Annotated in this window: 14 protein-coding genes; 5 read left to right on the top strand and 9 right to left on the bottom strand. The window is 69.0% G+C overall.

Annotated features, from left to right (window positions below; genetic code table 11):
- Positions 1 to 3: 3 nt before the first annotated feature.
- From aroG to P3W85_RS40370, 4 genes are all read right to left on the bottom strand, one after another.
- Positions 4 to 1,083, bottom strand: coding sequence for a 3-deoxy-7-phosphoheptulonate synthase AroG (gene aroG / locus P3W85_RS40385; protein ID WP_017229713.1), 1,080 nt, complete (start codon positions 1,081 to 1,083; stop codon positions 4 to 6).
- A 410-nt stretch (positions 1,084 to 1,493) separates the two neighbouring features.
- The gene (gene tldD / locus P3W85_RS40380) at positions 1,494 to 2,954 is read right to left on the bottom strand and encodes a metalloprotease TldD (RefSeq protein WP_017229712.1); all 1,461 of its coding nucleotides are present in this window, start codon (positions 2,952 to 2,954) and stop codon (positions 1,494 to 1,496) included.
- Positions 2,955 to 3,088: 134 nt separating this feature from the next.
- On the bottom strand, positions 3,089 to 3,931 hold the full coding sequence (locus P3W85_RS40375; protein WP_017229711.1) for a carbon-nitrogen hydrolase family protein: 843 nt from the start codon (positions 3,929 to 3,931) through the stop codon (positions 3,089 to 3,091).
- Positions 3,932 to 4,072: 141 nt separating this feature from the next.
- The gene (locus tag P3W85_RS40370) at positions 4,073 to 8,341 is read right to left on the bottom strand and encodes a YhdP family protein (protein WP_276268920.1); all 4,269 of its coding nucleotides are present in this window, start codon (positions 8,339 to 8,341) and stop codon (positions 4,073 to 4,075) included.
- 108 nt (positions 8,342 to 8,449) lie between these two features.
- On the opposite strand from P3W85_RS40370, the gene glnE reads away from it, so the two are divergent.
- Positions 8,450 to 11,425, top strand: coding sequence for a bifunctional [glutamate--ammonia ligase]-adenylyl-L-tyrosine phosphorylase/[glutamate--ammonia-ligase] adenylyltransferase (glnE, locus tag P3W85_RS40365; protein ID WP_276268919.1), 2,976 nt, complete (start codon positions 8,450 to 8,452; stop codon positions 11,423 to 11,425).
- Entirely contained in the window at positions 11,422 to 12,048 is a 627-nt protein-coding gene (gene rrtA / locus P3W85_RS40360) for a rhombosortase (protein ID WP_276268918.1), read from the top strand. The genes glnE and rrtA overlap by 4 nt, the downstream gene beginning before the upstream one ends.
- 65 nt (positions 12,049 to 12,113) lie before the next feature.
- Here rrtA and P3W85_RS40355 read toward each other — a convergent pair whose 3' ends face one another.
- From P3W85_RS40355 to P3W85_RS40340, 4 genes are all read right to left on the bottom strand, one after another.
- Entirely contained in the window at positions 12,114 to 13,805 is a 1,692-nt protein-coding gene (locus P3W85_RS40355; protein WP_276268917.1) for a S8 family peptidase, read from the bottom strand.
- 221 nt (positions 13,806 to 14,026) lie between these two features.
- Positions 14,027 to 14,464, bottom strand: coding sequence for a hypothetical protein (locus P3W85_RS40350; RefSeq protein WP_276268916.1), 438 nt, complete (start codon positions 14,462 to 14,464; stop codon positions 14,027 to 14,029).
- A 44-nt stretch (positions 14,465 to 14,508) separates the two neighbouring features.
- Positions 14,509 to 16,233 carry a DNA repair protein RecN gene (gene recN / locus P3W85_RS40345; protein WP_276268915.1) on the bottom strand — a complete coding sequence of 575 codons (1,725 nt, stop codon included), beginning with the start codon at positions 16,231 to 16,233 and terminating at the stop codon, positions 14,509 to 14,511.
- A 67-nt stretch (positions 16,234 to 16,300) separates the two neighbouring features.
- Positions 16,301 to 17,218 carry an NAD kinase gene (locus P3W85_RS40340; RefSeq protein ID WP_017225983.1) on the bottom strand — a complete coding sequence of 306 codons (918 nt, stop codon included), beginning with the start codon at positions 17,216 to 17,218 and terminating at the stop codon, positions 16,301 to 16,303.
- Positions 17,219 to 17,332: 114 nt separating this feature from the next.
- On the opposite strand from P3W85_RS40340, the gene hrcA reads away from it, so the two are divergent.
- The 3 genes from hrcA to P3W85_RS40325 all read left to right on the top strand — a co-directional run bounded on the left by hrcA (position 17,333) and on the right by P3W85_RS40325 (position 20,024).
- Positions 17,333 to 18,370, top strand: a complete 1,038-nt coding sequence (gene hrcA, locus P3W85_RS40335) for a heat-inducible transcriptional repressor HrcA (protein WP_017225984.1) — start codon at positions 17,333 to 17,335, stop codon at positions 18,368 to 18,370.
- Between the two features lie 112 nt (positions 18,371 to 18,482).
- Positions 18,483 to 19,598 carry a ferrochelatase gene (gene hemH / locus P3W85_RS40330; RefSeq protein ID WP_276268914.1) on the top strand — a complete coding sequence of 372 codons (1,116 nt, stop codon included), beginning with the start codon at positions 18,483 to 18,485 and terminating at the stop codon, positions 19,596 to 19,598.
- Positions 19,599 to 19,628: 30 nt separating this feature from the next.
- Positions 19,629 to 20,024 (top strand): RNA-binding S4 domain-containing protein, encoded by a 396-nt coding sequence (locus P3W85_RS40325; protein WP_276268913.1) that lies wholly within the window; start codon positions 19,629 to 19,631, stop codon positions 20,022 to 20,024.
- Between the two features lie 44 nt (positions 20,025 to 20,068).
- Here the strand turns inward: P3W85_RS40325 and P3W85_RS40320 are convergent, their stop codons facing one another.
- Positions 20,069 to 20,224, bottom strand: a complete 156-nt coding sequence (locus P3W85_RS40320) for a hypothetical protein (protein ID WP_017225987.1) — start codon at positions 20,222 to 20,224, stop codon at positions 20,069 to 20,071.
- Between the last annotated feature and the right edge of the window lie 216 nt (positions 20,225 to 20,440).

The following is a 20,440-nucleotide window of genomic DNA, read 5'->3' as shown; positions in this document are numbered from 1 at the left end:
TGCTCAGTTGCCGCTGCCCTTCGCCAGCCGGCGTGCCTTGACTGCCTCGGCCAGCGTTTCCAGCACCTTGAGCGAGTCGTCCCAGCCGATGCAGGCATCGGTGACCGACTGGCCATAGGTCAGGTTTTCCACCGGGGTGCCTTGCGCGTGATCCTGGCGGCCGGCCACCAGGTGCGACTCCACCATCACGCCGACGATGCGTTCGTCGCCCGCGGCCATCTGGCGGCCGATGTCCTCGCAGACGGGGATCTGGTTCTCGTGCTTCTTGCTGCTGTTGGCATGCGAAGCGTCGATCATCAGGCGCGCGGCCAGGCCGGCCTTGGCGATCGCCTCGCAAGCTTCCTGCACGCTGGCGGCATCGTAGTTGGGCGCCTTGCCGCCACGCAGGATGATGTGGCAATCCTCATTGCCCGAGGTCGAGACGATGGCGGAGTGGCCGCCCTTGGTCACCGAGAGGAAATGGTGGGGCTGCGAGGCGGCCTTGATCGCGTCGACCGCGATCTTGACGTTGCCGTCGGTGCCGTTCTTGAACCCGACCGGGCACGACAGTCCGGATGCCAGTTCGCGGTGTACCTGGCTCTCGGTGGTACGCGCGCCGATAGCGCCCCAGCTGACCAGGTCGGCGATGTATTGCGGGCTGATCATGTCCAGGTACTCGGTGCCGGTGGGCACGCCCAGTTCGCTGATGTTCAGCAGCAGTTCGCGCGCGATACGCAGGCCGTCGTTGATCTTGAAGCTGCCATCCATGTGCGGATCGTTGATCAGCCCCTTCCAGCCCACCGTGGTGCGCGGCTTCTCGAAATACACCCGCATCACCACTTCCAGTTCGCCGGCGAAGCGGTCGCGCTGGACCTTGAGCAGCTTGGCGTACTCGAGCGCGGCGCGGGTGTCATGGATGGAGCAGGGCCCGATGATGACGATCAGGCGGTCATCCATGCCGTGCAGGATCCGGTGCATGGCCTGGCGGGCGCCGTAGATCACGTCGGACGCCGTCTCGGAGCAGGCGAACTCGCGGATCACGTGTGCCGGCGGCAACAATTCCTTGAGTTCGCGAATGCGCAGGTCGTCGGTGTTCTTCAGCATGATGGCTCCGGATTTTGTGGGTCGTGTGTTTGGGGTGTCTGGGCTGGATCTGGTTGCGTGCCGCGATAAAAAAAGCCGCCAGGTTCGCTGGCGGCTTTTTTTGAATTCCGGGGGTGCTTACGACCGTCCCTCTCCATCCGCCAGCGGTGCGAGATCGCTAAAAAAGTAAAAGTAAAACTTAGCGGACATGGATGGGATCTGGCTCAGCAAGCGTTGGTTATTTGCGGCAACGCGTCACGGGATGGCATTAAATTGCGCCGGGACTGCCGGATTTGCCGGCAGCAGCGGTTGACCATCGGGCAACGAAGCATCTTTATAGCGCGTTTTGCAGGGCTTGGCAAGCGTCCGGCATGACCTCGGGCAAGCGCCGGACGTTGCCGGCCCGGGAGGCCGGGCTGGCGGGACTGGCGTCAGGCCGTGCCGCCCACGGTCATGTTCTCGATGCGCAGGGTCGGCTGGCCCACGCCCACCGGCACGCTCTGGCCTTCCTTGCCGCACACGCCCACGCCCGAATCCAGGCGCATGTCGTTGCCGATCATGGTGACGTCCTTGAGCGACTCCGGGCCGTTGCCGATCAGCGTGGCGCCCTTGACCGGCGAGGTGATCTTGCCGTCCTCGATCAGGTAGGCCTCGCTGGCGGAGAACACGAACTTGCCGTTGGTGATGTCGACCTGGCCGCCGCCGAAGTTGACCGCGTAGAGGCCGCGCTTGACGCTGGCGATGATTTCCTGCGGGTCGCGCTCGCCGTTGAGCATGTAGGTGTTGGTCATGCGCGGCATCGGCAGCGCGGCGTAGCTTTCGCGGCGCGCGTTGCCGGTTACCGGCATCTTCATCAGGCGTGCGTTGAGGGTGTCCTGGATATAGCCCTTGAGGATGCCGTCCTCGATCAGCGTGGTGCACTGGGTCGGATTGCCCTCGTCGTCGAGGTTGAGCGAGCCGCGGCGATTGGTCAGGGTGCCGTCGTCCACCACGGTCACGCCCTTGGCCGCCACGCGCTCGCCCATGCGGCCGGCGAAGGCCGACGAGCCCTTGCGGTTGAAGTCGCCTTCCAGGCCGTGGCCGATGGCTTCGTGCAGCAGCACGCCGGGCCAGCCCGGGCCGAGGACCACGGTCATGGCGCCGGCCGGGGCAGGGCGCGCCTCCAGGTTGACCAGGGCCGAGGCCACTGCCTCGTCCACGTATTTCTGCAGCAGTTCGTCGCTGAAATAGCCATAGGCATAGCGTCCACCGCCGCCGGAGGAGCCGATTTCGCGGCGACCGTTCTGCTCGGCGATCACGGTGACCGACACCCGCACCAGCGGGCGCACGTCGGCGGCGATGACGCCGTCGCTGCGCGCCACCAGCACCACGTCGTATTCGCCGGCCAGGCCTGCCATCACCTGCACCACGCGCGGATCCTTGGCGCGTGCCATGCGCTCCACGCGCTCGAGCAGCGCGACCTTGTCGGCGGCTTCCATCGAGTCGAGCGGATCATTGGGGGAATAGAGGTTGCGCCCGCCCTGCGAAGCCATCTTGCCCGCCACCTTGACGCGGCCGCTGCCGGCGCGGCCGATGGTGCGGGTGGCGGCCCCTGCCTTCAGCAGGGCGTCCAGGCTGATGTCGTCGGAGTAGGCGAAGGCGGTCCTGTCGCCCGAGACGGCGCGTACGCCCACGCCCTGGTCGATGCTGAAGCTGCCCGACTTGACGATGCCTTCTTCCAGGCTCCACGCCTCGTTGCGGGTGTACTGGAAGTAGAGGTCGGCGTAGTCGACCTTATGTGTGAAGATGTCTGCCAGCACGCGCTGCAGCTTGACTTCGTCGAGGCCGTAGGGAGCCAGCAGCAATTGCTGGGCGGTGGCGAGATTGCGGATTCCGAGGTCGCCGGCGTTCATGGTTGTCCTTTTGTCGTCGTGCCGTGGCGGCGTCATGCGCCGCCACGTAAAAAGCTGGGATTCTCGCGATTCTTGTCGAATCGGCCTGGTGCCCTGAAAACTCCAGATTCAGGACACCAGTCTGGTTGCACATGCTACAGCACCCGATGCCGCAGTGCAGGCAGGTTCTGCCGCACTTCGTCCAGGCGCGCGGGATCGATCAGGCCGCTTACCACGCCTTCGCCCTCCGGCAGCACCGCCATCACCTCGCCCCAGGGGTCGATCAGCATGGAGTGGCCCCAGGTGCGGCGGCCATTCTCATGCTTGCCTCCCTGTGCCGCGGCAAGCACATAGCACTGGTTCTCGATGGCGCGGGCGCGCAGCAGGATTTCCCAGTGCGCCTGCCCCGTGGTGTAGGTGAAGGCCGCCGGCATCAGAATCAGGCTGGTGCCGCCGCCTGCCGCCAGCTGGCGGTACAGCTCCGGGAAACGCAGGTCGTAGCAGACCGACATGGCGACCCGGCCGCAGGGTGCGTCGAAGCTGGCCGGGGTATTGCCGGCCAGGATGGTACGCGATTCGTCGTAGCTTTCGGTGCCCCGCGTGAAGCCGAACAGGTGGATCTTGTCGTAGCGCGCGACCCGTTCGCCGCGCGGGTCGTAGGCGAGCGAGGTGTTGTAGACGCGGGCCTCGTCTGCGCACCACAGCGGCAGGGTGCCGCCCACCAGCCAGACGCGGTGGCGGCGCGCGGCGTTGGCCAGGAAAGCCTGGATCGGGCCGTCGCCATCGCGCTCGCGGATGGCCACCTTGTCGTCTTCGCGCTGGCCCATGAGGCAGAAATACTCCGGCAGCAAGACCAGCTCCGCGCCGCCGTGTGCGGCCTGCGCGATCAGCGCTTCGGCACGGGCCAGGTTGGCCTCGGGTGAAATGCCGCTGACGGTCTGGACGGCGGCGACGCGAAAGGGGGCGGCACTGGTGGCGGGAGCGGCGGTTGCGGTCATGTGTCGGTTTCCTTGGCTTGCGGCTTGCGGCGTGCGCCGGGGCGCGGGCCGGTCCATCCCTGCAAAAACGGCGCCGCGGCTTGCCTGACTGCGCGCATGGCGACGGATCCCGGCTGGCTGCGGCCGCGATCCGTGCCGGGTTCATGGCACTGGGTAGACACGGCCCGACGATCCCTGCACCGGCGCGGAGTCGGCCTTATTCTCCCCCACTTTGGTGATCTGCGGGTTCGCCCAGCCGCCGCTGATGTGGTAGCGGCGGCTGAAGGCCTTGGAGAACTCATCGGCAAACATCAGCTGGGCCGCCAGTGTGCCGATGCCCAGCGCGGGATTGATGAAGGCCGCCGCCACCGAGGCGGAAGTGGCGTTGATGCGCGGCACCACCGTGACCTCGAGATCCTGCGTTTCGCGGGGGATGTTCGCGCTGCCTGTCATGGCGGCACGCAGCTGGCCGCCTCTGAGTTCGAAATCCCCGGTGCTGGCCACGCCCTTGTCGATGGTGCCGGTGCCCGTGATCTCGTCGAATGGCATGCCCTGGCCCGCTACGCCGCGGAAGTCGAAGGTCGCCAGCCGCATCAGGCCTTGCAGGCTGAGTACGCCCAGCAGCTTGGCCGCGCCCGGGTCCACGCTGAGGATCTGGCCATTTTCCAGCTTCAGCTTCATGCGGCCGGACAAGGTCGGATAGTCGATGGCCAACGGCGAGCCGCGCCACGCCACCCGGCCCTCCAGGGTGCCGCGCCCGTCGGCCAGCATGTGCGGCAGGCCCATGCGTTCGAGCACCTGGCCGCCGTTGCGGACATCGAGCTTGAAATCGAGCAGGGTGCGGCGTTCGGCGCTGGCGCCTTCGCGCAGCCGGCGCGGCATGCGCCAGCTGCCGCTGCCGGTGAAGGTGGCGCCGGGTTGCTCGATCAGCAGGCGCTCGAGCGTCCACACCGGCTCGCCACCGTTGGCGCTGGCGTGCGCCTTGACCTCCAGCTTGCCGAAGTCGCGGCCATGCAGCTGGAAACGATCGGCGACCAGGTCCAGGGCAGGCAGCTCGCCGGTATTGGCGGCCAGCGCATCCTCGATATTGCCGGCGTCGCTGCTGTCGGGGATATTCAGCCGCGAAAGGCGCAGCGTAAGCGCCCCCGCGGGGGTGGCCGCATCTTCGCGCCAGCGCACGTTGCCGGCAATCTGGCGGGTATCGAGCTGGACGCCCCAGCCGCCGGTCTCGCGGCTGGCCTCGAGCACCACCTCGTCGAACTCGCGGCCGAAAGCCTGCAGCGTGTGCACGTGCGCGGAAATCTTCTCCGGCGTGAACGGCGAGACGGCCGCGGCGGAGCCGGCCTTGCCGCTCTCCGCGAACAGGCCGCGCCAGGCATCGAGGTCGAAGCGGGTGGCGGTAAGCGCTGCGGCGACACCGCTGCCCGGCTGTGGCGCCGGCTGCTCTATGCCGATGCCGCCGGACTGCACTTCCACGCCGTCGGCGTTACGGCGCAGCAGATAGCGCGCATTGAGCACGTTGCCGTACTGCACCAGCATCTCGTCGCTGCCGGCGCGGGCGGCGGCAGGGCGCAGGTCGAAGCGCAACGGGACGGCCTGGGCGGCGCTCTTGGCCAGCGGGGCGGGCAAGCCCACCGCCAGGCCGGCCAGCTCCGAGGCGACGGTGATCTGCGGCTGGTGGTCGCGCACGCCGATCACCGCGCTGTAAGCCGTGCTGCCCTCGAGCTTCTGCGCCAGCCCGGCCATCGGCGAGCCGGAAATCGCCTCGCGGATGCCCTGGGCGGTGGCGCTGCCGCCGGCATTGACGCGTACCGTGCCGTCCGCCTGGCTGCCGCCGCTGGCGCGGATTTCTCCGCCCATGAAACGTGCCCGCAGGTCATTGAGCTGGAAGCCGTGCTCATTGAAGGCGATGGCGCCCGTGGTGCCGGCCAGCACAGGCAGCTGCGGGGTCAGCACGACATCGTTGCCGGGCAGCCGGAACTGGCCGTCCACCTTGGCGGCATGCGTTTCGGTCAGCGGCAGGTCGAGCTTGAGCCGTAGCTCGCCATTGCCCTGGGCGCGCGCGTCGCTGGTCACCTGGCCGGTCCAGTCGCGCACCGGGCTGGCGGCGACGAAGCGCAGGAAGCCCGTCATCGCGCCGCTGGCGCTGCCGTCGAGGATCAGGCGGCCATGATCGCTGAGATCGGCGATGCGGCCGTTGACGTCCTGCAGCGTGACGCCGGCAATGCCTTGCACGCCGGCGCGCTGCGCCACGAAGGACAGGCTGCCGCGTTCGAACAGCAGGTGGCCGCTGATGTCGGTGAAGTTCGGCCAGGCCTTGCCGCCGTTGTTGGCGCTGGCGATGCTGCCCGGCGCCGCGCTCTCGTGGGGGGCGATCTGGTAGCTCACATGCTGGATCGGCACCTCGACCCGGAAGTCGCCGGCTTTTTCATGCGGGCTGTGGAAGGGGAAGTGCTCCAGGTCGCCCTTGAGCAGGAACTTGACGCCGCTGGCTTCGCCGGCGACCAGGGCGCCGGCCAGGTACTGCCGCGTCGCCGCGGGCATGCCCATGGGCAGGTAGCGCGGCACGCGGCTGACCTGGGCGCGCTCCAGTTCGCCGGAGAGATCGGCAATGCCGCCGTGCCCATCGCCGCCGGCGTGCCAGGTGCCGCGCACGGTGCCGGCGGTGTCCGCGTTGGCGAAACGCACGCCGTCGGTGCGTACCGAGAGCTTGCCGTCGTCGTGGGTCCAGCGCAACTCGCCGCTGATCTGGTCGAAGGTCAGGCGCGGATCCTCGAACATGCCCGGGAGTACCAGTGCGGCGTTGCTGCCCTCGAAGCGGGCGCTGCCTTGCCGCTCGTCGAGGCTGAAGCTGCCGGAGATCCTTGAAAACCCCGGCACGCCCAGGTGGGGCTTGCCGTTCGCGGCGAGCGGCGGGCTCGCCGGCTGCTCGCGCACGGAAACATTGCGCAGGGTGCCCTGGACATTGAAGTGGGGCTGGCCCTCATGCCGGCTGAGCAGGCCCTGGCGATCGCGTGTCCAGCTCACGTCCAGGTTGTCGACGTGGCCGGCGGGCTGCAGCGCCCGCAGCTGGCGCGACAACGCGGTGTCGAGCGGCAGCGACATGGCCAGCGCCCGCACCGTGTTCAGGTCGAAGGTGGGCGCCTTCAGCGAGAACTTGCGCAGCGCGCCCTTGTTGTCGGTGGCCCAGCCCACCACTACCTTGCGCATGCCTTCGCGCCAGCCACTCTCCGCGGCGGCCTGGCTGGCCGGCGAGGCCGCCGGCGGCGCCGACGCCGCCGGGCCTTCGGCCGGCTCCGGCTGCCACAGCAGGGTATCGATGGTGAGGACGTTGTCGCGGTCGCGGCCGGCGCGGTGCATCACGAAGGCCTGCGCGCTGGCGAGCTTGAGCGGTTCCGGCGCCCCTGCCAGTTGCAGGTCGACGTCGCTGGCCCGCAGCCTGGCCTGGCTGCGGGTGACCTGGCCGCCGCGGAACTCGATGGTGCCGTCGGTGCTGAAGGTACCGCGCGCGACGCGGTCGAAGATCGCCGTATAGCGCTGCAGTACCGGCAGCTCGAGCCGGCCCAGGTCCCAGCTGGCCTGCCCGTGCCAGTTGTGCCAGTCGCCGGCGCTATGCAGGTACTCATGGCGGAAATCCGCCTGCATCGACAGGGGGCGCGGCGCAAGCGTCGCCGATTGCGCCTCCAGCTTGACGATGTGGCGCGTACCCAGACGGCGGGCGCTGAACTGGATATTGCCGACATCGAGTTGCGGCAGGCGGTTCCTGTCGTCGAGCCAGCGCAGCTTGCCGTCGCTGAGTTCCACCTTGCCTTGCGCCAGCAGCCAGTCGAACAGGCGGTTGTCCTGTGGCCGGGCCCCGGTGGTGTCCACGGCCAGCCCGGCGACCTGGAGCTTGCCGTCGGCCGAGCGGCGCACCAGCAGGTCGGTCTGGCGGGCGGAGATGTGCTGGAACAGCAGGTCCATGCTGAACAGCGAGCGCCACGAGAGCCTGCCGTCGAGGCTGCCCGCGGCCAGCAACACGCGTTGTTCGGTATCGACCGCTTTGACATCGCGGGCGTGGAAGGCGGGATGCCAGCCATCCCAGTAGGTATCCAGCTGGCCGATGCTGAAATGCGCGGCCAGGGCCACCGAGCCACGTTGCTCCAGCCAGGTGCGGGCGGCGGACGCCTGCGGCCACAGCACGAAGCGGATCAGCAGGCCCGCCAGCAGTGCAACCATCAGCAGCGCGAGCGCCAGCCGTATCAGCACGCGGCCCAGCCCCCGCCACATGGGGTGGCGCAGGGCGGCCAGCAGGGCGCGGCCGGGCGCGCGCGCGAGCCGGGCGGCCTGCCGCCATGGAGAGGTGCCCGGGCCGGCGCTTCCCTCGTGTCCAGGCGTGCCGCCGGCGGTGGCGGTGGTGGATTCGGCGGGTGGGGTGGCGCGGCTGGACATGCGCAGATTATCCGACAATACTAGGCGCTCTCCAATTCGGTGCCTGACCGGCCGTGCACAACGCGCGGGCCGGCACGGGGCCGGCTCACGCGCTTCCAAGTAACAGGAATGACTTCCTCTGATCCCACGAGTTCCACGGCCGCGCCCGATGCCGCCGCAAGCAAGGGTGCAAGCGGGGCCGGCCACGCCGGCGAACATGCGCCCGGCAACACTTCCGGCGCTGCCAGGCAGGCCGTGGCCGACATGGCCACCGGCCCGTTCGCGGTGGTGGCCGCGGCGGAACTCGTGCCGGTCGACTGCGCCGGCAAGGCATTGTACTCGCCTGCCTATTCGCATTACATCCGCCGTATGGTGCAGGCCCGGCCGGAGCTGGCCGAAATCGTGGCGCTCGCGTGCGGGGAGCCGCTCACGCGCGCCTGGATGGAGGCACGGCTGAAGGCCCTGCACCAGCCGTCGGCCGACGTCGAGGAAGCCGCCAAGCGAGCGCTGCGGCAGCTGCGCGCCGAAGTGATGTGCATCGTTATCGAGCGCGACCTGCGCGGCGTAGCGAGCCTGCGCGAGGTGACCGGCGCGATGACGGATCTGGCCGAGCTGGGTATCCAGTACGGCATGGCCATGCTGGAGGCCGACCTGGCGCCGACCTACGGCCGGCCGGTGGGCGAGGCCAGCGGCGAGGTTCAGGAGCTGGTGGTGGTCGGCATGGGCAAGCTCGGCGGGCGCGAGCTCAACGTGTCGTCCGATATCGACCTGATCTTCCTGTACGACGAAGACGGCGAGACCCGGGGCGGCACGCGCAGCCTGTCCAACCATGAATACTTCATCCGGCTGGGACGGCGCCTGATCAACCTGCTCGCCGACGTGACGGCGGACGGCTACGTGTTCCGCGTCGACATGCGGCTGCGGCCCAACGGCGACGCCGGTCCGCTGGCCTGCAGCCTGGGCATGCTGGAGCAATACCTGGTGGTGCAGGGGCGCGAGTGGGAGCGCTACGCCTGGATCAAGGGCCGGGTGGTCTCGGCGCTCGACAGTCCGCATGCGCAGCGCACCGCGGCCCAACTGGCCAGCCTGACCACGCCTTTCGTCTTCCGCCGCTACCTCGACTACGGCGTGATCGCCGCCATCCGCTCGCTGCATGCGCAGATCCGCGCCGAGGCCGCCAAGCGCAGCGGCGGACTGGCGGCGCCGGGCGGCGGCCAGCGAGTCAACCAGCGCGCCTTCAATATCAAGCTGGGCCGCGGCGGTATCCGCGAGATCGAGTTCATGGCCCAGGTCTTCCAGCTGATCCGCGGCGGACAGGATCCGGCGCTGCGCATCCGGCCCACCCTTGAAGTCCTGGCCGTGGCGGTGGAGCATGGCCTGCTGCCAGCCGGCCAGGCCGAGCAGCTGGCCGATGCCTACCGCTTCCTGCGCCAGCTCGAGCACCGCCTGCAGTATCGCGACGATGCCCAGACCCACCACTTGCCCACCGTGCCGGAGGAGCAGCAGGCGGTAGCGCGGATGATGGGCTGCGCGGACTGGCCGGCCTTGCTGGAGCGGCTGTCGTCGCTGCAGGATCCGGTCGCGCAACAGTTCGAAGCCACCTTCTCCGACCCCGACGAAGCCCACGCGACGTGCGAGGCGCTGTGGCCGGCGCTGATACAGGAAGAGCAGGACGATCCCCCGTGCGAGCGCCTGGCCGCGGCCGGCTTCGGCGATTGCAACGGCTTGCTCGACCGCCTGCGCGCGATCGGTGCCTCGCTGCGCTACCGGGCGCTGTCCGAGCCGAGCCGGGCGCGCTTCGACCTGCTGGTCAACCGCGCCCTTGACCTGGCCGCGCGCCAGGACGATGCCGACAGCACCATCGCGCGCTTCATCGACTTCCTCGATGCCATCAGCCGCCGCGCCTCCTACCTGTCCCTGCTGTCCGAATACCCGCAGGCGATGGCGCGCGTGGCCGATACCCTGCATGCGTCGAGCTGGGCCGCCGCTTACCTGACGCGCCACCCGCAACTGCTCGACGAACTGCTCGACAGCGATGCGCTGGCCGGCGCGCCCGACTGGGGCGGTTTCCGCCGGCGGCTGGCCGCGCGCCTGGACGCAGCCGACGGGCAGATCGAAGCGCAGATGGACATCCTGCGCCGCGAGCATCATGCCGAGACCTTCCGCATCCTGCTGCAAGACCTGCAAGGCATGCTGACGGTGGAGCAGATCGCGGACCGCTTGTCGGATCTGGCCGATGCCATGCTCGACGTGACCTTGCAGGCGGTCTGGCGCCAGCTGGCCAGCCGGCATGCCGAGCAGCCGCGCTTCGCCGTGATCGCCTACGGCAAGCTGGGCGGCAAGGAACTGGGTTACGCCTCCGACCTCGACATCATCTTCCTCTACGAGGACGAACACGAACGCGCGCCCGACGTCTATGCCGCCTATGCGCGCCGGCTGATCACCTGGCTGACCAGCCATACCCCCGCCGGCACGCTGTTCGACGTCGATACGCGCTTGCGCCCCAACGGCGAGGCGGGGCTGCTGGTGACCAGCTTCGAGGGGTTCCGCCGCTACCAGCAACGCGAGGGCAACAACACCGCGTGGGTATGGGAACACCAGGCCCTGACGCGCGCGCGTTTTTGCGCGGGCGATCCCGGCATCGGCGCCCACTTCGAAAGCCTGCGCGACGAGATCCTGCGCGAACCGCGCGACGCCGCCACGCTGCGCGGCGAGATCGTCGCCATGCGGCACAAGGTGGCCGAGGGCCATCCCAATCCGAGCGGGCTGTTCGATCTCAAGCACGACCGCGGCGGCATGGTCGACATTGAATTCACGGTGCAATACCTGGTGCTGCTGCACAGCCACGAGCATCCGGCGCTGACGCGCAATGCCGGCAATATCGCGCTGTTGCGCACCGCTGGCGAGCTTGGCCTGATCGACGCCGCGCTGGCGCGCGAGGTGGGCGATGCCTATCGGCTGTTCCGCGCCCGCCAGCACCAGTTGCGCCTGGACGGGCAGGTCCACGCGCGGGTGCCGCCGGCTGCGGTGGCGCCGCAGGCGGAACAGGTGCGCACGCTCTGGCAGGCGGTGTTCGGCGAGCCGGTGGCAGCCGGCGGCCGATGAGCCTGCCGTCCGCGGCCGGGGCGCGCTGGCCGGCCTTGCCGGGCGCGCTGGCGGCGGTCGCCGCCCTGGGCGCCGCTTTCACCTTCGTGCCCTGGCTGCATGCCCATGGGCTCTACCTGCGCGAGGCAGTGATGGAGCGCGGTGTGGCGGGCGAATGGTGGCGCCTGTTCACCGCGATGTGGGTACACCTGGGCTGGCGGCACTGGCTGGCCAACCTGCTGGCCGCTGCCGGCCTGCTGCTGCTGATCGGACGCGAGGCGCGCGCCGGGGCCATGCTGGCCGTGCTGTTTGCCAGCGGCGTCGCGGCGCAGCTGATGCTGTGCCGGGTGCCCTCGGTGGCCTGGTACGGCGGGTTATCGGGCGCGTTGCACGGGCTGGCGCTGTGGGGCGGCCTGCGCCTGCTGTCCGGCGGCGGCGCCTCGCGCGCGATTGGCGTGGCGCTTTGCCTTGGCGTGCTGGTCAAGACCTGGCTGGAACAGTCCTGGCTCGCTCCGGTGGTGTTCGATGCGCAGTGGGGCTTTGGCGTGGTGCGTGCCGCGCATGCCGCCGGCGCGGCAGCCGGCCTCGCGCTGTGGCTGCTGCAGGAGTGGTGGCGCCGCCGGCCCGGGCAGCCATTCGCATAGCCGCCCGGCCTGGCCCAGGCGCCGTATCTTCCGCGCCGTCTCCTGGCCCTTGTTCCGCCGTATCCTTAGCGCCGTTTCGCCGATTGCCGGACACGCCCGCCCAGGCCCAGCAGCAAGCCGAGGGCGCACAGGCCCAGCGCAACGGGCCACGAAAGCGCGCCGCCGCCACCGCCACCGCCGCTGGAGGACGGCGCGGGCGTGGCGGGCTGGGGTGCCGGCGCGACCTGTGCGGCGGCGATCACGGCGGCGTTGGCGTCGAGCAGGCCCGCGCCGCACGTGCCGATATTGGCGCTGGCCGTGCAGTATGTGCCTGCCGGATGCGGCCGGGCCGTGCTTTCCAGCGTGGCAAGCACCTGGGCCGGTGTCAGCGCCGGGTTGACCGCCAGCATCAGCGAAGCCACGCCCGACACCAGCGGCGCCGCGAAGCTGGTGCCCTCGGAGTTGATGACGTTGTAGTTGCCCAGCGAGGTGGTGCCGTCATTGGAGAGCGTGCGGATGTAGGACGGCGTCACCGTGCAGCTGCCGCTCGACATCTTGGATCTGCCGCAGCCGCCGCCCGGCGCGCTCAGCGAGACCTGCGGCCCGGTATTCGCATAGCTGACGTTCTCGCCGTCATTGGCGTGCGCCGTGACGGCCACCACGCCAGCGCAGTCGGCCGGCGCCTCGACCGCGCCTGCGCTGTTGCCGGCCGCGGCGACCACGACCACGCCCTTTGCGGCGAGATCGTTCACGGCCTGCTGCTCGATGCTGGAGCAGGTGCCGCCCCCCAGGCTGATGTTGACCACGCGCGCGGGGGTGGGGTTGGCCGGGGCGTTGGGCACGGACAGGCCGCCGGCCCAGCGCATGCCGTCGACTGTGTCCGACAGCAGGGCGCCGCAGCGGCCGGACACGCGCACCGGCTGGATGCGGGCGTTCCAGTCGACCCCGGCGATGTTCAGCCCGTTGCTGGTAAGCGCGCCTAGCGTTCCCGCCACGCGGGTGCCGTGCCAGCTGTTGGGGGTGGCCGTGGTGGTCTGCGTCGATGTGCCGGGGCAGGTGAAACCGGCCGGCACGCCATCGCCGGCATCGGTGGCGTCGGCGTCGCGGCCATCGCCGTCGTTGGCGATGGCCGGGTCGGTGATGAAGTCATAGCCAGGCACGATGCGGCTGGCCAGGTCGGGATGGGGCAGGTAGCCGGTATCGACCACCGCGATCACCAGGCCGCTGTTGCCGCGGGTCCGGTCCCATGCCGGCGGCAGGTTGACGCCGCCGGTTGCCAGCGCGGGCGTGCCGAGGTACGGCTGGTTGAAGGCGAACTCGGGATCGTTGGGGGTGGTGTCATGCAGGCGCAGCCAGCGGTCCGGCACTACCTCCGCGATGCGAGGGTCCTGGCGCAGGCGCGCGGCGGTGGCTTCGGGATCGGCGGCATCGCGCTCGCCCACGCTCAGCAATTGCAGGTTGCCGCCCATCTGGCGCTTGACCGAAAGCGCCACCCCGGTGCTTTGCTGGATGCGCAGCATGCGGTCGGACTGGCTGCTGGCGGCAACGCTGCTGCTCGCGGCGGCGGGGGCGATGGTGGTGGTGCTGGCAGTGTCGTCACGCCAGCGCACGATGAAATTCCCGCTGTAGTGCGGCGTCGGCCGCGCGGCGGAGTCGGGCGCCGCGCCGGCGGTGGCCGGTCCGCCCAGCCACAGTGCCGCGCCAAGTGCCAGCAGCAGGGCGCCGTGGCGCGCTATGCGCCCGGACTCGCGAATTTGATACCGATGCGGTTGCTGCATGTCTGCCTTCTCCCGTTAAGCCCTGGCCGGCCCGGCCACGGTGGGGCTTCCCCTGGTGGAGCCTCACCGGAATCTGTGTGAACGCGATCGTGTCGCGAACTACGGTTTACGGCGTTGAACGTGAAAGTGTTGAACGTTTCACGCTCAACGCTTTCGGCACGGCATTCGACTACACGAATCTGGCAGGAACATGAAGCTTGGCGGCGCCGTGGCGCCGGTGCTCAGCTTGGCGGCATGTCGCGCCCGCTGGGCATGGTGCGGTTGGGTTTTAGCACGCGGTCGGGCTCGGCCAGCTCGATGCGCGGGGCGGCGCGCAGCGTGGCGACGGCCTGGTCGAGCGTGGCGTCGGCGGAAGCCGAGATCGCGGTGACCAGCCAGACGCCGCCCGACATCGGCCGCTTGACCACGAAGCGGATCGGCCCGGCAATCGGCTCGAGCAGGCGGCCGGCCTCTTCGGAGGTGATGACGGGCGGCGCGCTGAACCGCACCATGATGTCGCCCACGGCCCGGTCAGCGCTGATGCTGTTGGCGGGCGGTGCCGACGGGCGCTGCTGGGCCTGGCAAGCGGTCAGCGCAAGCAGGGCCAGCACGCCGCAGGCGGCGGTGATCCGCAGGGGGCGGAAGCGTGAGCGGGAGTGGGGCAGCTTGCCGATGGACATGGGGTAACTCCTGAATGATGACGAGGCCGGTGCCGCTTGGCCAATCAGCCGGCGGCACGGCGCGGGCGGCGTGCCTCCCTGGCGGCGCTGATGGCGCCGCGGGAGCCCTGCGCAAGCATCTCCTCGGCGTGTTGCACGGTGGTGGCGGTCACGGTGGTGCCGCCCAGCATGCGCGCGGTCTCGACCACCCGGCCGGCGGCGTCGAGGGCGCGGATGCGCGAGCGGGTGACCGAGCCGTTGCCGTCGCGCTCGCTGGTCTCCTTGCTGACCAGCAGGTGAGCGCCGGCCTGCGCGGCCACCTGCGGCAGGTGCGTCACGCAAAGCACCTGGCGGGCGCGGCCGAGCTCCTGCAGGCGGCGGCCCACCACTTCGGCCACCGCGCCGCCGATGCCGGTGTCGACCTCGTCGAAGATCAGGGTCGGCGTGGGCGCGGCCTCGCTGGTGATGACGGAAATCGCCAGGCTGATACGGGCAAGTTCGCCGCCCGAGGCCACCTTGGCCAGCGGGCGCGCAGTGACGCCGGCATGGCCGGCCACCAGGAATTCAACCTGCTCCAGGCCATGGCTTTGCCCTTCTTCGAGCGGGTGCAGCGCCACCGCGAAGCTGCCGCCGGCCATGGAGAGCCCCTGCATCGCTTCGGTCACCATGGCCGACAGGCTCTCGGCCGCCACCTTGCGGGCGGCGCCCAGGTGCTGGGCGATGGTCAGGTAGGCAGCCCGCGCGGCGGCTTCGCGCGCCATGACCTTGTTCAGGTCCTGGGCGGACTGCAGGTCGTCGAGCTGCTGGCGGCGCGCCATCAGCTCGTCGGGCAGCTGTTCGGGCGGCAGCCGGTACTTCCGCGCGGTGGTGTGCAGCGCCTGCATGCGCGCCTCCACCACCTGCAGGCGCTCGGGATCGAGGTCGAGCCGGTCGACATAGCGGTTGAGCGAGTGCGCGGCTTCCTCGACCTGCACCTGGGCCGGGTCCAGCGCGGCCAGCACGTCGCTCAGGGCCGGATCGACGCCGGCCAGCTGGCGCAGGCGTTGAACCACGCCGTTGAGCGTCGACAGCACCGAGCCATCGGCCTCGGACAGCGCTTCCAGCGCGCCGCGGCTGCCCTCGATCAGGCCGGCGGCGTGCGACAGGCGGTTGTATTCGGCCTGGATGTCTTCCCATTCCCCGGCCTGCGGCGCCAGTTTCTCGAGTTCGCCGACCTGCCATTCGAGCCGCTCGCGCTCGAGCTGCATCTCGCGCGAGCGGTGCTCCACGGTTTCGCGCTGGCGCACGCAGGCGCGCCACGAGCGCCAGGCCTCGGCCACGGCGCCGGCCTGGGCGGTGAGGCCGGCATGGGCGTCGAGCAGCAGGCGCTGGGCATCCGGGCGCAGCAGCAACTGGTGGGCATGCTGGCCATGGATATCGACCAGGCGGTCGCCGATCTCGCGCAACTGGCCCAGCGTGGCGGCGGCGCCATTGATAAAGGCCTTGCTGCGCCCGCCGGCGTCGACGGTGCGGCGCAGCAGCACGGTGCCTTCGTCGCCGGTGAGGTCGTGTTCGGCCAGCCACGCGTCGAGTCCGGGCGGCGTGGCGAAGATGGCGCTGATACTGGCGCGGGAAGCGCCTTCGCGGACCACGCCGGCGTCGGCGCGCTCACCCAGCACCAGGGCCAGCGCATCGATCAGGATCGATTTGCCGGCGCCGGTTTCGCCGGTGAAAACGGTGAAACCCGGGGAGAAGTCGAGGTCGAGCGTATCGACGATGACGAAATCGCGGATGGACAGGCTGCGCAGCATCGTGGGCGACGGGTCAGGTCAGGGTCGGTGTCGGTTCGGGGGTGGATCTGGGCCGGATCGGTGCGGATCAGAGCCGGTTGTCTTCGCTTGGGTACTCATGCCAGTGCAGCTTCTTGCGCAGCGTGGCGTAATAGTTGTAGCCGATCGGATGCAGCAGGTTGACGGTCTTGGCCGAGCGGCGTACCACGATGCGGTCGCCCGGCAGCAGCGAGGTCAGCGACTGCATGTCGAAATTGACGCTGGCGTCGCGCGCCGTGGCCACCTCGATCGAGACCTCGGCATCGTGCGGCAGGACGATCGGGCGGTTGGACAGCGCATGCGGGGCGATCGGCACCAGCACCAGCCCGGAAAGGGTCGGGTGCAGGATCGGGCCGCCCGCCGACAGTGCATAGGCGGTCGAACCGGTCGGCGTGGAGACGATCAGGCCGTCCGAGCGCTGGTTGTACATAAAGTAGCCGTCCACCGAGACCGCCAGTTCGACCATGCCGGAGATGCCGGAACGGTTGACGACGACGTCGTTGAAGGCCAGCGCGGAGAAAATCACCTCATCGTCGCGCACCACCTGCGACTCCAGCAGCATCCGGACCTCGGACTCGTAGCGGCCTGCCAGCATGTCGGGCAGCACCGAGTGCACGTCTTCCAGCGGGATGTCGGTCATGAAGCCCAGCCGCCCGTGGTTGACGCCGATCAGCGGCACCGGGAAGCCGGCCAGCTGGCGCGCCAGGCCCAGCAGGGTGCCGTCGCCGCCCAGCACCACCGCCACGTCGGCATGCTTGCCGATGTCCTCTGGCGCCAGCGCCGGGTAGTCGGTGAGGCCGGTGGCCAGCGCGGTCTCCCGCTCGAACACCACATCCTGGCCATTCTTGAGGATGCAGGCGGCCAGTTCTTCCAGCGGGCCTTCGATGCCGGCGGTGGCGTACCTGCCGATCAGGGCGACGGTGCGAAAGGGTGCGCGCGCGGCGCCGGGCGTGGGGAGCGAAGACATGCCGGGATTAGACCATACCGCCGTGACCATTGTCAGCAGGTGGGGGTGCCCGGCCAGGCCGGATCGAGGATGAGCCGCCCGAACGGTGAAAACTTGCGTAAAATCAGGAATATTATGGATGAACGTGCGAAAACGCTTCTCAAAACCCTGATCGAGCGCTACATCGCCGAGGGGCAGCCCGTGGGCTCACGGACCTTGTCGAAGTACTCGGGCCTCGAACTGTCCCCTGCCACCATCCGCAATGTGATGTCGGACCTGGAGGAGATGGGGTTCATTACCAGCCCCCACACTTCGGCCGGGCGCATCCCGACGCCGCGCGGCTACCGCTTGTTCGTCGACACCATGCTGACCGCCCAGCCGCTGGACGGCGCGCTGGATCTGGCCGAACTGACCGGCAAGATCCAGGGGCAGCTGCGCGGCCAGCAGCTCGGGCCGCAGCGGATGATCACGTCGGCGGCGCACACCTTGTCCAACCTGTCGCAGTTCGCCGGCGTGGTGATGACGCCGCGGCGGGCCCAGGCGTTCCGCCAGGTCGAATTCATGCGGCTGTCGGACAAGCGCATCCTGCTGATCATTGTCACCCCCGAGGGCGACGTGCAGAACCGCATCATCCAGACCGAGCTGCCCTATTCCCCGTCGCAACTGGTCGAGGCGGCCAATTTCATCAATTCGCATTTTGCCGGCATGAGCTTCGACAACGTGCGCGACCACCTGCGCGGCGAGCTGCAGGCGCTGCGCATGGACATGTCGCAGTTGATGCAGGCGGCGGTGGAGGCGGGCAGCAGCGCCATGGCGGAGGAGGAAGACGACCACGTCTTCATCTCGGGCGAGCGCAAGCTGCTGGAGGTGGAGGACCTGTCGTCCAGCATGGAGAAGCTGCGCCGCCTGTTCGACGTGTTCGAGCACAAGACCGGCCTGCTCAAGCTGCTCGATGTCTCCAGCCATGCCCAGGGCGTGCAGATCTTCATCGGCGGCGAGAGCAAGCTGGTGCCGCTCGAAGACATGGCGGTCATCACCGCACCCTATGAAGTCGACGGCCAGATCGTCGGCACGCTCGGGGTGATCGGCCCGACCCGCATGGCCTACGAACGGGTGATCCCGATCGTCGACATCACCGCGCGGCTATTGTCCAGCGCGCTCAGCCAGAACTAGCCTTGTCCTGGCCGGGTCTCACAGGCTGCCTGTCCCGTTCATCCTGTCAGCTCGGCGAGACCTGGTGGCGGCGTGCCTCGCGCCCGCGCCGCCCCGCCACACCGGAAATTACATGACGTTTACTCCCGAACCGGCCTACCAGCATGGCCAGGCTCCGCGCACGGCGATCCTGCTGATCAACCTCGGCACCCCGGACGCGCCGACGCCCAAGGCGGTCGGTAGCTACCTCAAGCAATTCCTGTCCGATCCGCGCGTGGTGGAAATCCCGCGCGCCGCCTGGCTGCCGATCCTGTACGGCATCATCCTGCCGCTGCGCTCGCGCGCCTCGGCGATGAAGTACGAGTCGATCTGGCTGCGCGAGGCGCATATGACTGGTTCGCCGCTGCTGGTCCACACCGAGCGCCAGGCCCACGCCCTGCAATTGCTGCTCAACCAGCAGGGCCATGAGGTCACGGTGGCCTGTGCGATGCGCTACGGCAATCCGTCGATCGCCTCGGTGCTGGAAGCGCTGCGCCGCCAGGGCACCGAACGCATCCTGCTGTTGCCGCTGTACCCGCAGTATTCGGGCACCACCACGGCGACCGGTTTCGACGAGGTGTTTCGCGTACTCGGGCAGTGGCGAAATCAGCCGGAGTTGCGGCTGGTCAAGCATTTTCACGACCATCCGGCCTATATCGCTGCCTTGCACCATCAGGTGGGGGCATACTGGGCGCAGCACGGCACGCCGGATTTTGCCCGGGGCGACAAGCTGATCCTGTCGTTTCACGGGGTGCCGCGCCGCACGCTGGAACTAGGCGACCCTTACCACTGCGAATGCCTCAAGAGCGGCCGCCTGCTGGGCGAGGCGCTGGGTTTGCAGCCTGGGCAGTACCAGGTCACCTTCCAGTCCCGCTTCGGCAAGGCGGAGTGGCTGCAGCCCTATACCGCGCCCACCTTGCAGGAGCTTGGCAAGGTCGGCACCGGCCGGGTCGATGTGTTCTGCCCCGGCTTCCCGGCCGACTGTCTGGAGACACTGGAAGAGATCGCCATGGAAGGGCGGTCCGAGTTCCAGATGGCCGGGGGCAAGGTATTCCACTACATCCCTTGCCTCAATGATGCCGAGAGCTGGATCGCCGGGCTTGCGGAGATCGGCTTGCAGCACCTGCAGGGCTGGCCGCTGCGGCTGCCCCATCCGCATGAACTGGAGGCCCGGCGCACGCAGGCCCAGACCCGGGGCGCGGCGGCATGAGCCGCCCGCCAATGGCATGGAGGTAGGGAAATGAATGTATCTTTCGAGGCCGGCGCCCGTCTGCGCATCGATAAATGGCTGTGGTGCGCGCGCTTCTTCAAGACGCGCTCGCTGGCGGCCGAGGCGGTGGAACGCGGCAAGGTGCAGGTCAATGGCCAGGGCTGCAAGAACTCGCGCGAGGTCAAGCCGGGCGACACGATCGTGCTGGAGGCGCACCAGCAGCGCTGGGAACTGGTGGTGAAAGGTATCGTGGGAGCCCGCGGCTCGGCTACGATAGCCCAGGCGCTTTATGCGGAAACCGAGGCCAGCCAGGCGCGGCGGCGGGAGGAAGCCGAATTGCGCAGGCTCAATGTCGAGCCCGCGTCGCGTTTGCAGGGCCGGCCGACCAAGCGCGACCGGCGCCAGATCGACGACGTGAGGGGGTGAGGAGGATGGCCGCGCAGGCGGTCGCCCCGGCTCACCCGGCCGCGTCAGCGAACGTAGGGGACGATGTAGTGCTTAAAGACCGCCTTGCCGCTGCCGTATTCGGTGTCTCGTGGCGTGAGGGCGCCGGAGAGGCAGATGAAGACTGTCATCACCGATAATGCGGCGAGCAGCAAGACCGCCAGAACAGGCAGCTTATGCATGGCTAACCTTTCGAGAGTGGCCCCGCTTGTAATGCATCTCCGACCCCGGTATTTTTGTCATTTTTATACGGTTTCATCTTAGGGGGTGCGCTGCAGCAAAGCAATATGGCCCCTATTTCGGCCCCCACCTCTTTGTAACCGTGTGTTTCACCGCACCATCCCGGTGCGCTCTTGAAAATTCGGGGCCTGCCACCAACTGCAGGCTACATTTGCCGA

The organism is Cupriavidus basilensis, from assembly GCF_029335485.1.
GTDB lineage: Bacteria > Pseudomonadota > Gammaproteobacteria > Burkholderiales > Burkholderiaceae > Cupriavidus > Cupriavidus basilensis_E.
The sequence above is the reverse complement of the archived record's forward strand: the minus strand, read 5'-3'. Positions and strand labels throughout refer to the sequence as shown.

What these genes read in the sequence shown, in the direction of transcription:
- P3W85_RS40325 (WP_276268913.1), top strand. Translation starts at nt 19,629, where the DNA reads ATGAATGTATCTTTCGAGGCCGGCGCCCGTCTGCGCATCGATAAATGG.
- glnE (WP_276268919.1), top strand. Translation starts at nt 8,450, where the DNA reads ATGACTTCCTCTGATCCCACGAGTTCCACGGCCGCGCCCGATGCCGCC.
- aroG (WP_017229713.1), bottom strand. Translation starts at nt 1,083, where the DNA reads ATGCTGAAGAACACCGACGACCTGCGCATTCGCGAACTCAAGGAATTG.
- rrtA (WP_276268918.1), top strand. Translation starts at nt 11,422, where the DNA reads ATGAGCCTGCCGTCCGCGGCCGGGGCGCGCTGGCCGGCCTTGCCGGGC.
- P3W85_RS40370 (WP_276268920.1), bottom strand. Translation starts at nt 8,341, where the DNA reads ATGTCCAGCCGCGCCACCCCACCCGCCGAATCCACCACCGCCACCGCC.
- P3W85_RS40320 (WP_017225987.1), bottom strand. Translation starts at nt 20,224, where the DNA reads ATGCATAAGCTGCCTGTTCTGGCGGTCTTGCTGCTCGCCGCATTATCG.
- tldD (WP_017229712.1), bottom strand. Translation starts at nt 2,954, where the DNA reads ATGAACGCCGGCGACCTCGGAATCCGCAATCTCGCCACCGCCCAGCAA.
- hrcA (WP_017225984.1), top strand. Translation starts at nt 17,333, where the DNA reads ATGGATGAACGTGCGAAAACGCTTCTCAAAACCCTGATCGAGCGCTAC.
- P3W85_RS40355 (WP_276268917.1), bottom strand. Translation starts at nt 13,805, where the DNA reads ATGCAGCAACCGCATCGGTATCAAATTCGCGAGTCCGGGCGCATAGCG.
- P3W85_RS40350 (WP_276268916.1), bottom strand. Translation starts at nt 14,464, where the DNA reads ATGTCCATCGGCAAGCTGCCCCACTCCCGCTCACGCTTCCGCCCCCTG.
- P3W85_RS40375 (WP_017229711.1), bottom strand. Translation starts at nt 3,931, where the DNA reads ATGACCGCAACCGCCGCTCCCGCCACCAGTGCCGCCCCCTTTCGCGTC.
- hemH (WP_276268914.1), top strand. Translation starts at nt 18,483, where the DNA reads ATGACGTTTACTCCCGAACCGGCCTACCAGCATGGCCAGGCTCCGCGC.
- P3W85_RS40340 (WP_017225983.1), bottom strand. Translation starts at nt 17,218, where the DNA reads ATGTCTTCGCTCCCCACGCCCGGCGCCGCGCGCGCACCCTTTCGCACC.
- recN (WP_276268915.1), bottom strand. Translation starts at nt 16,233, where the DNA reads ATGCTGCGCAGCCTGTCCATCCGCGATTTCGTCATCGTCGATACGCTC.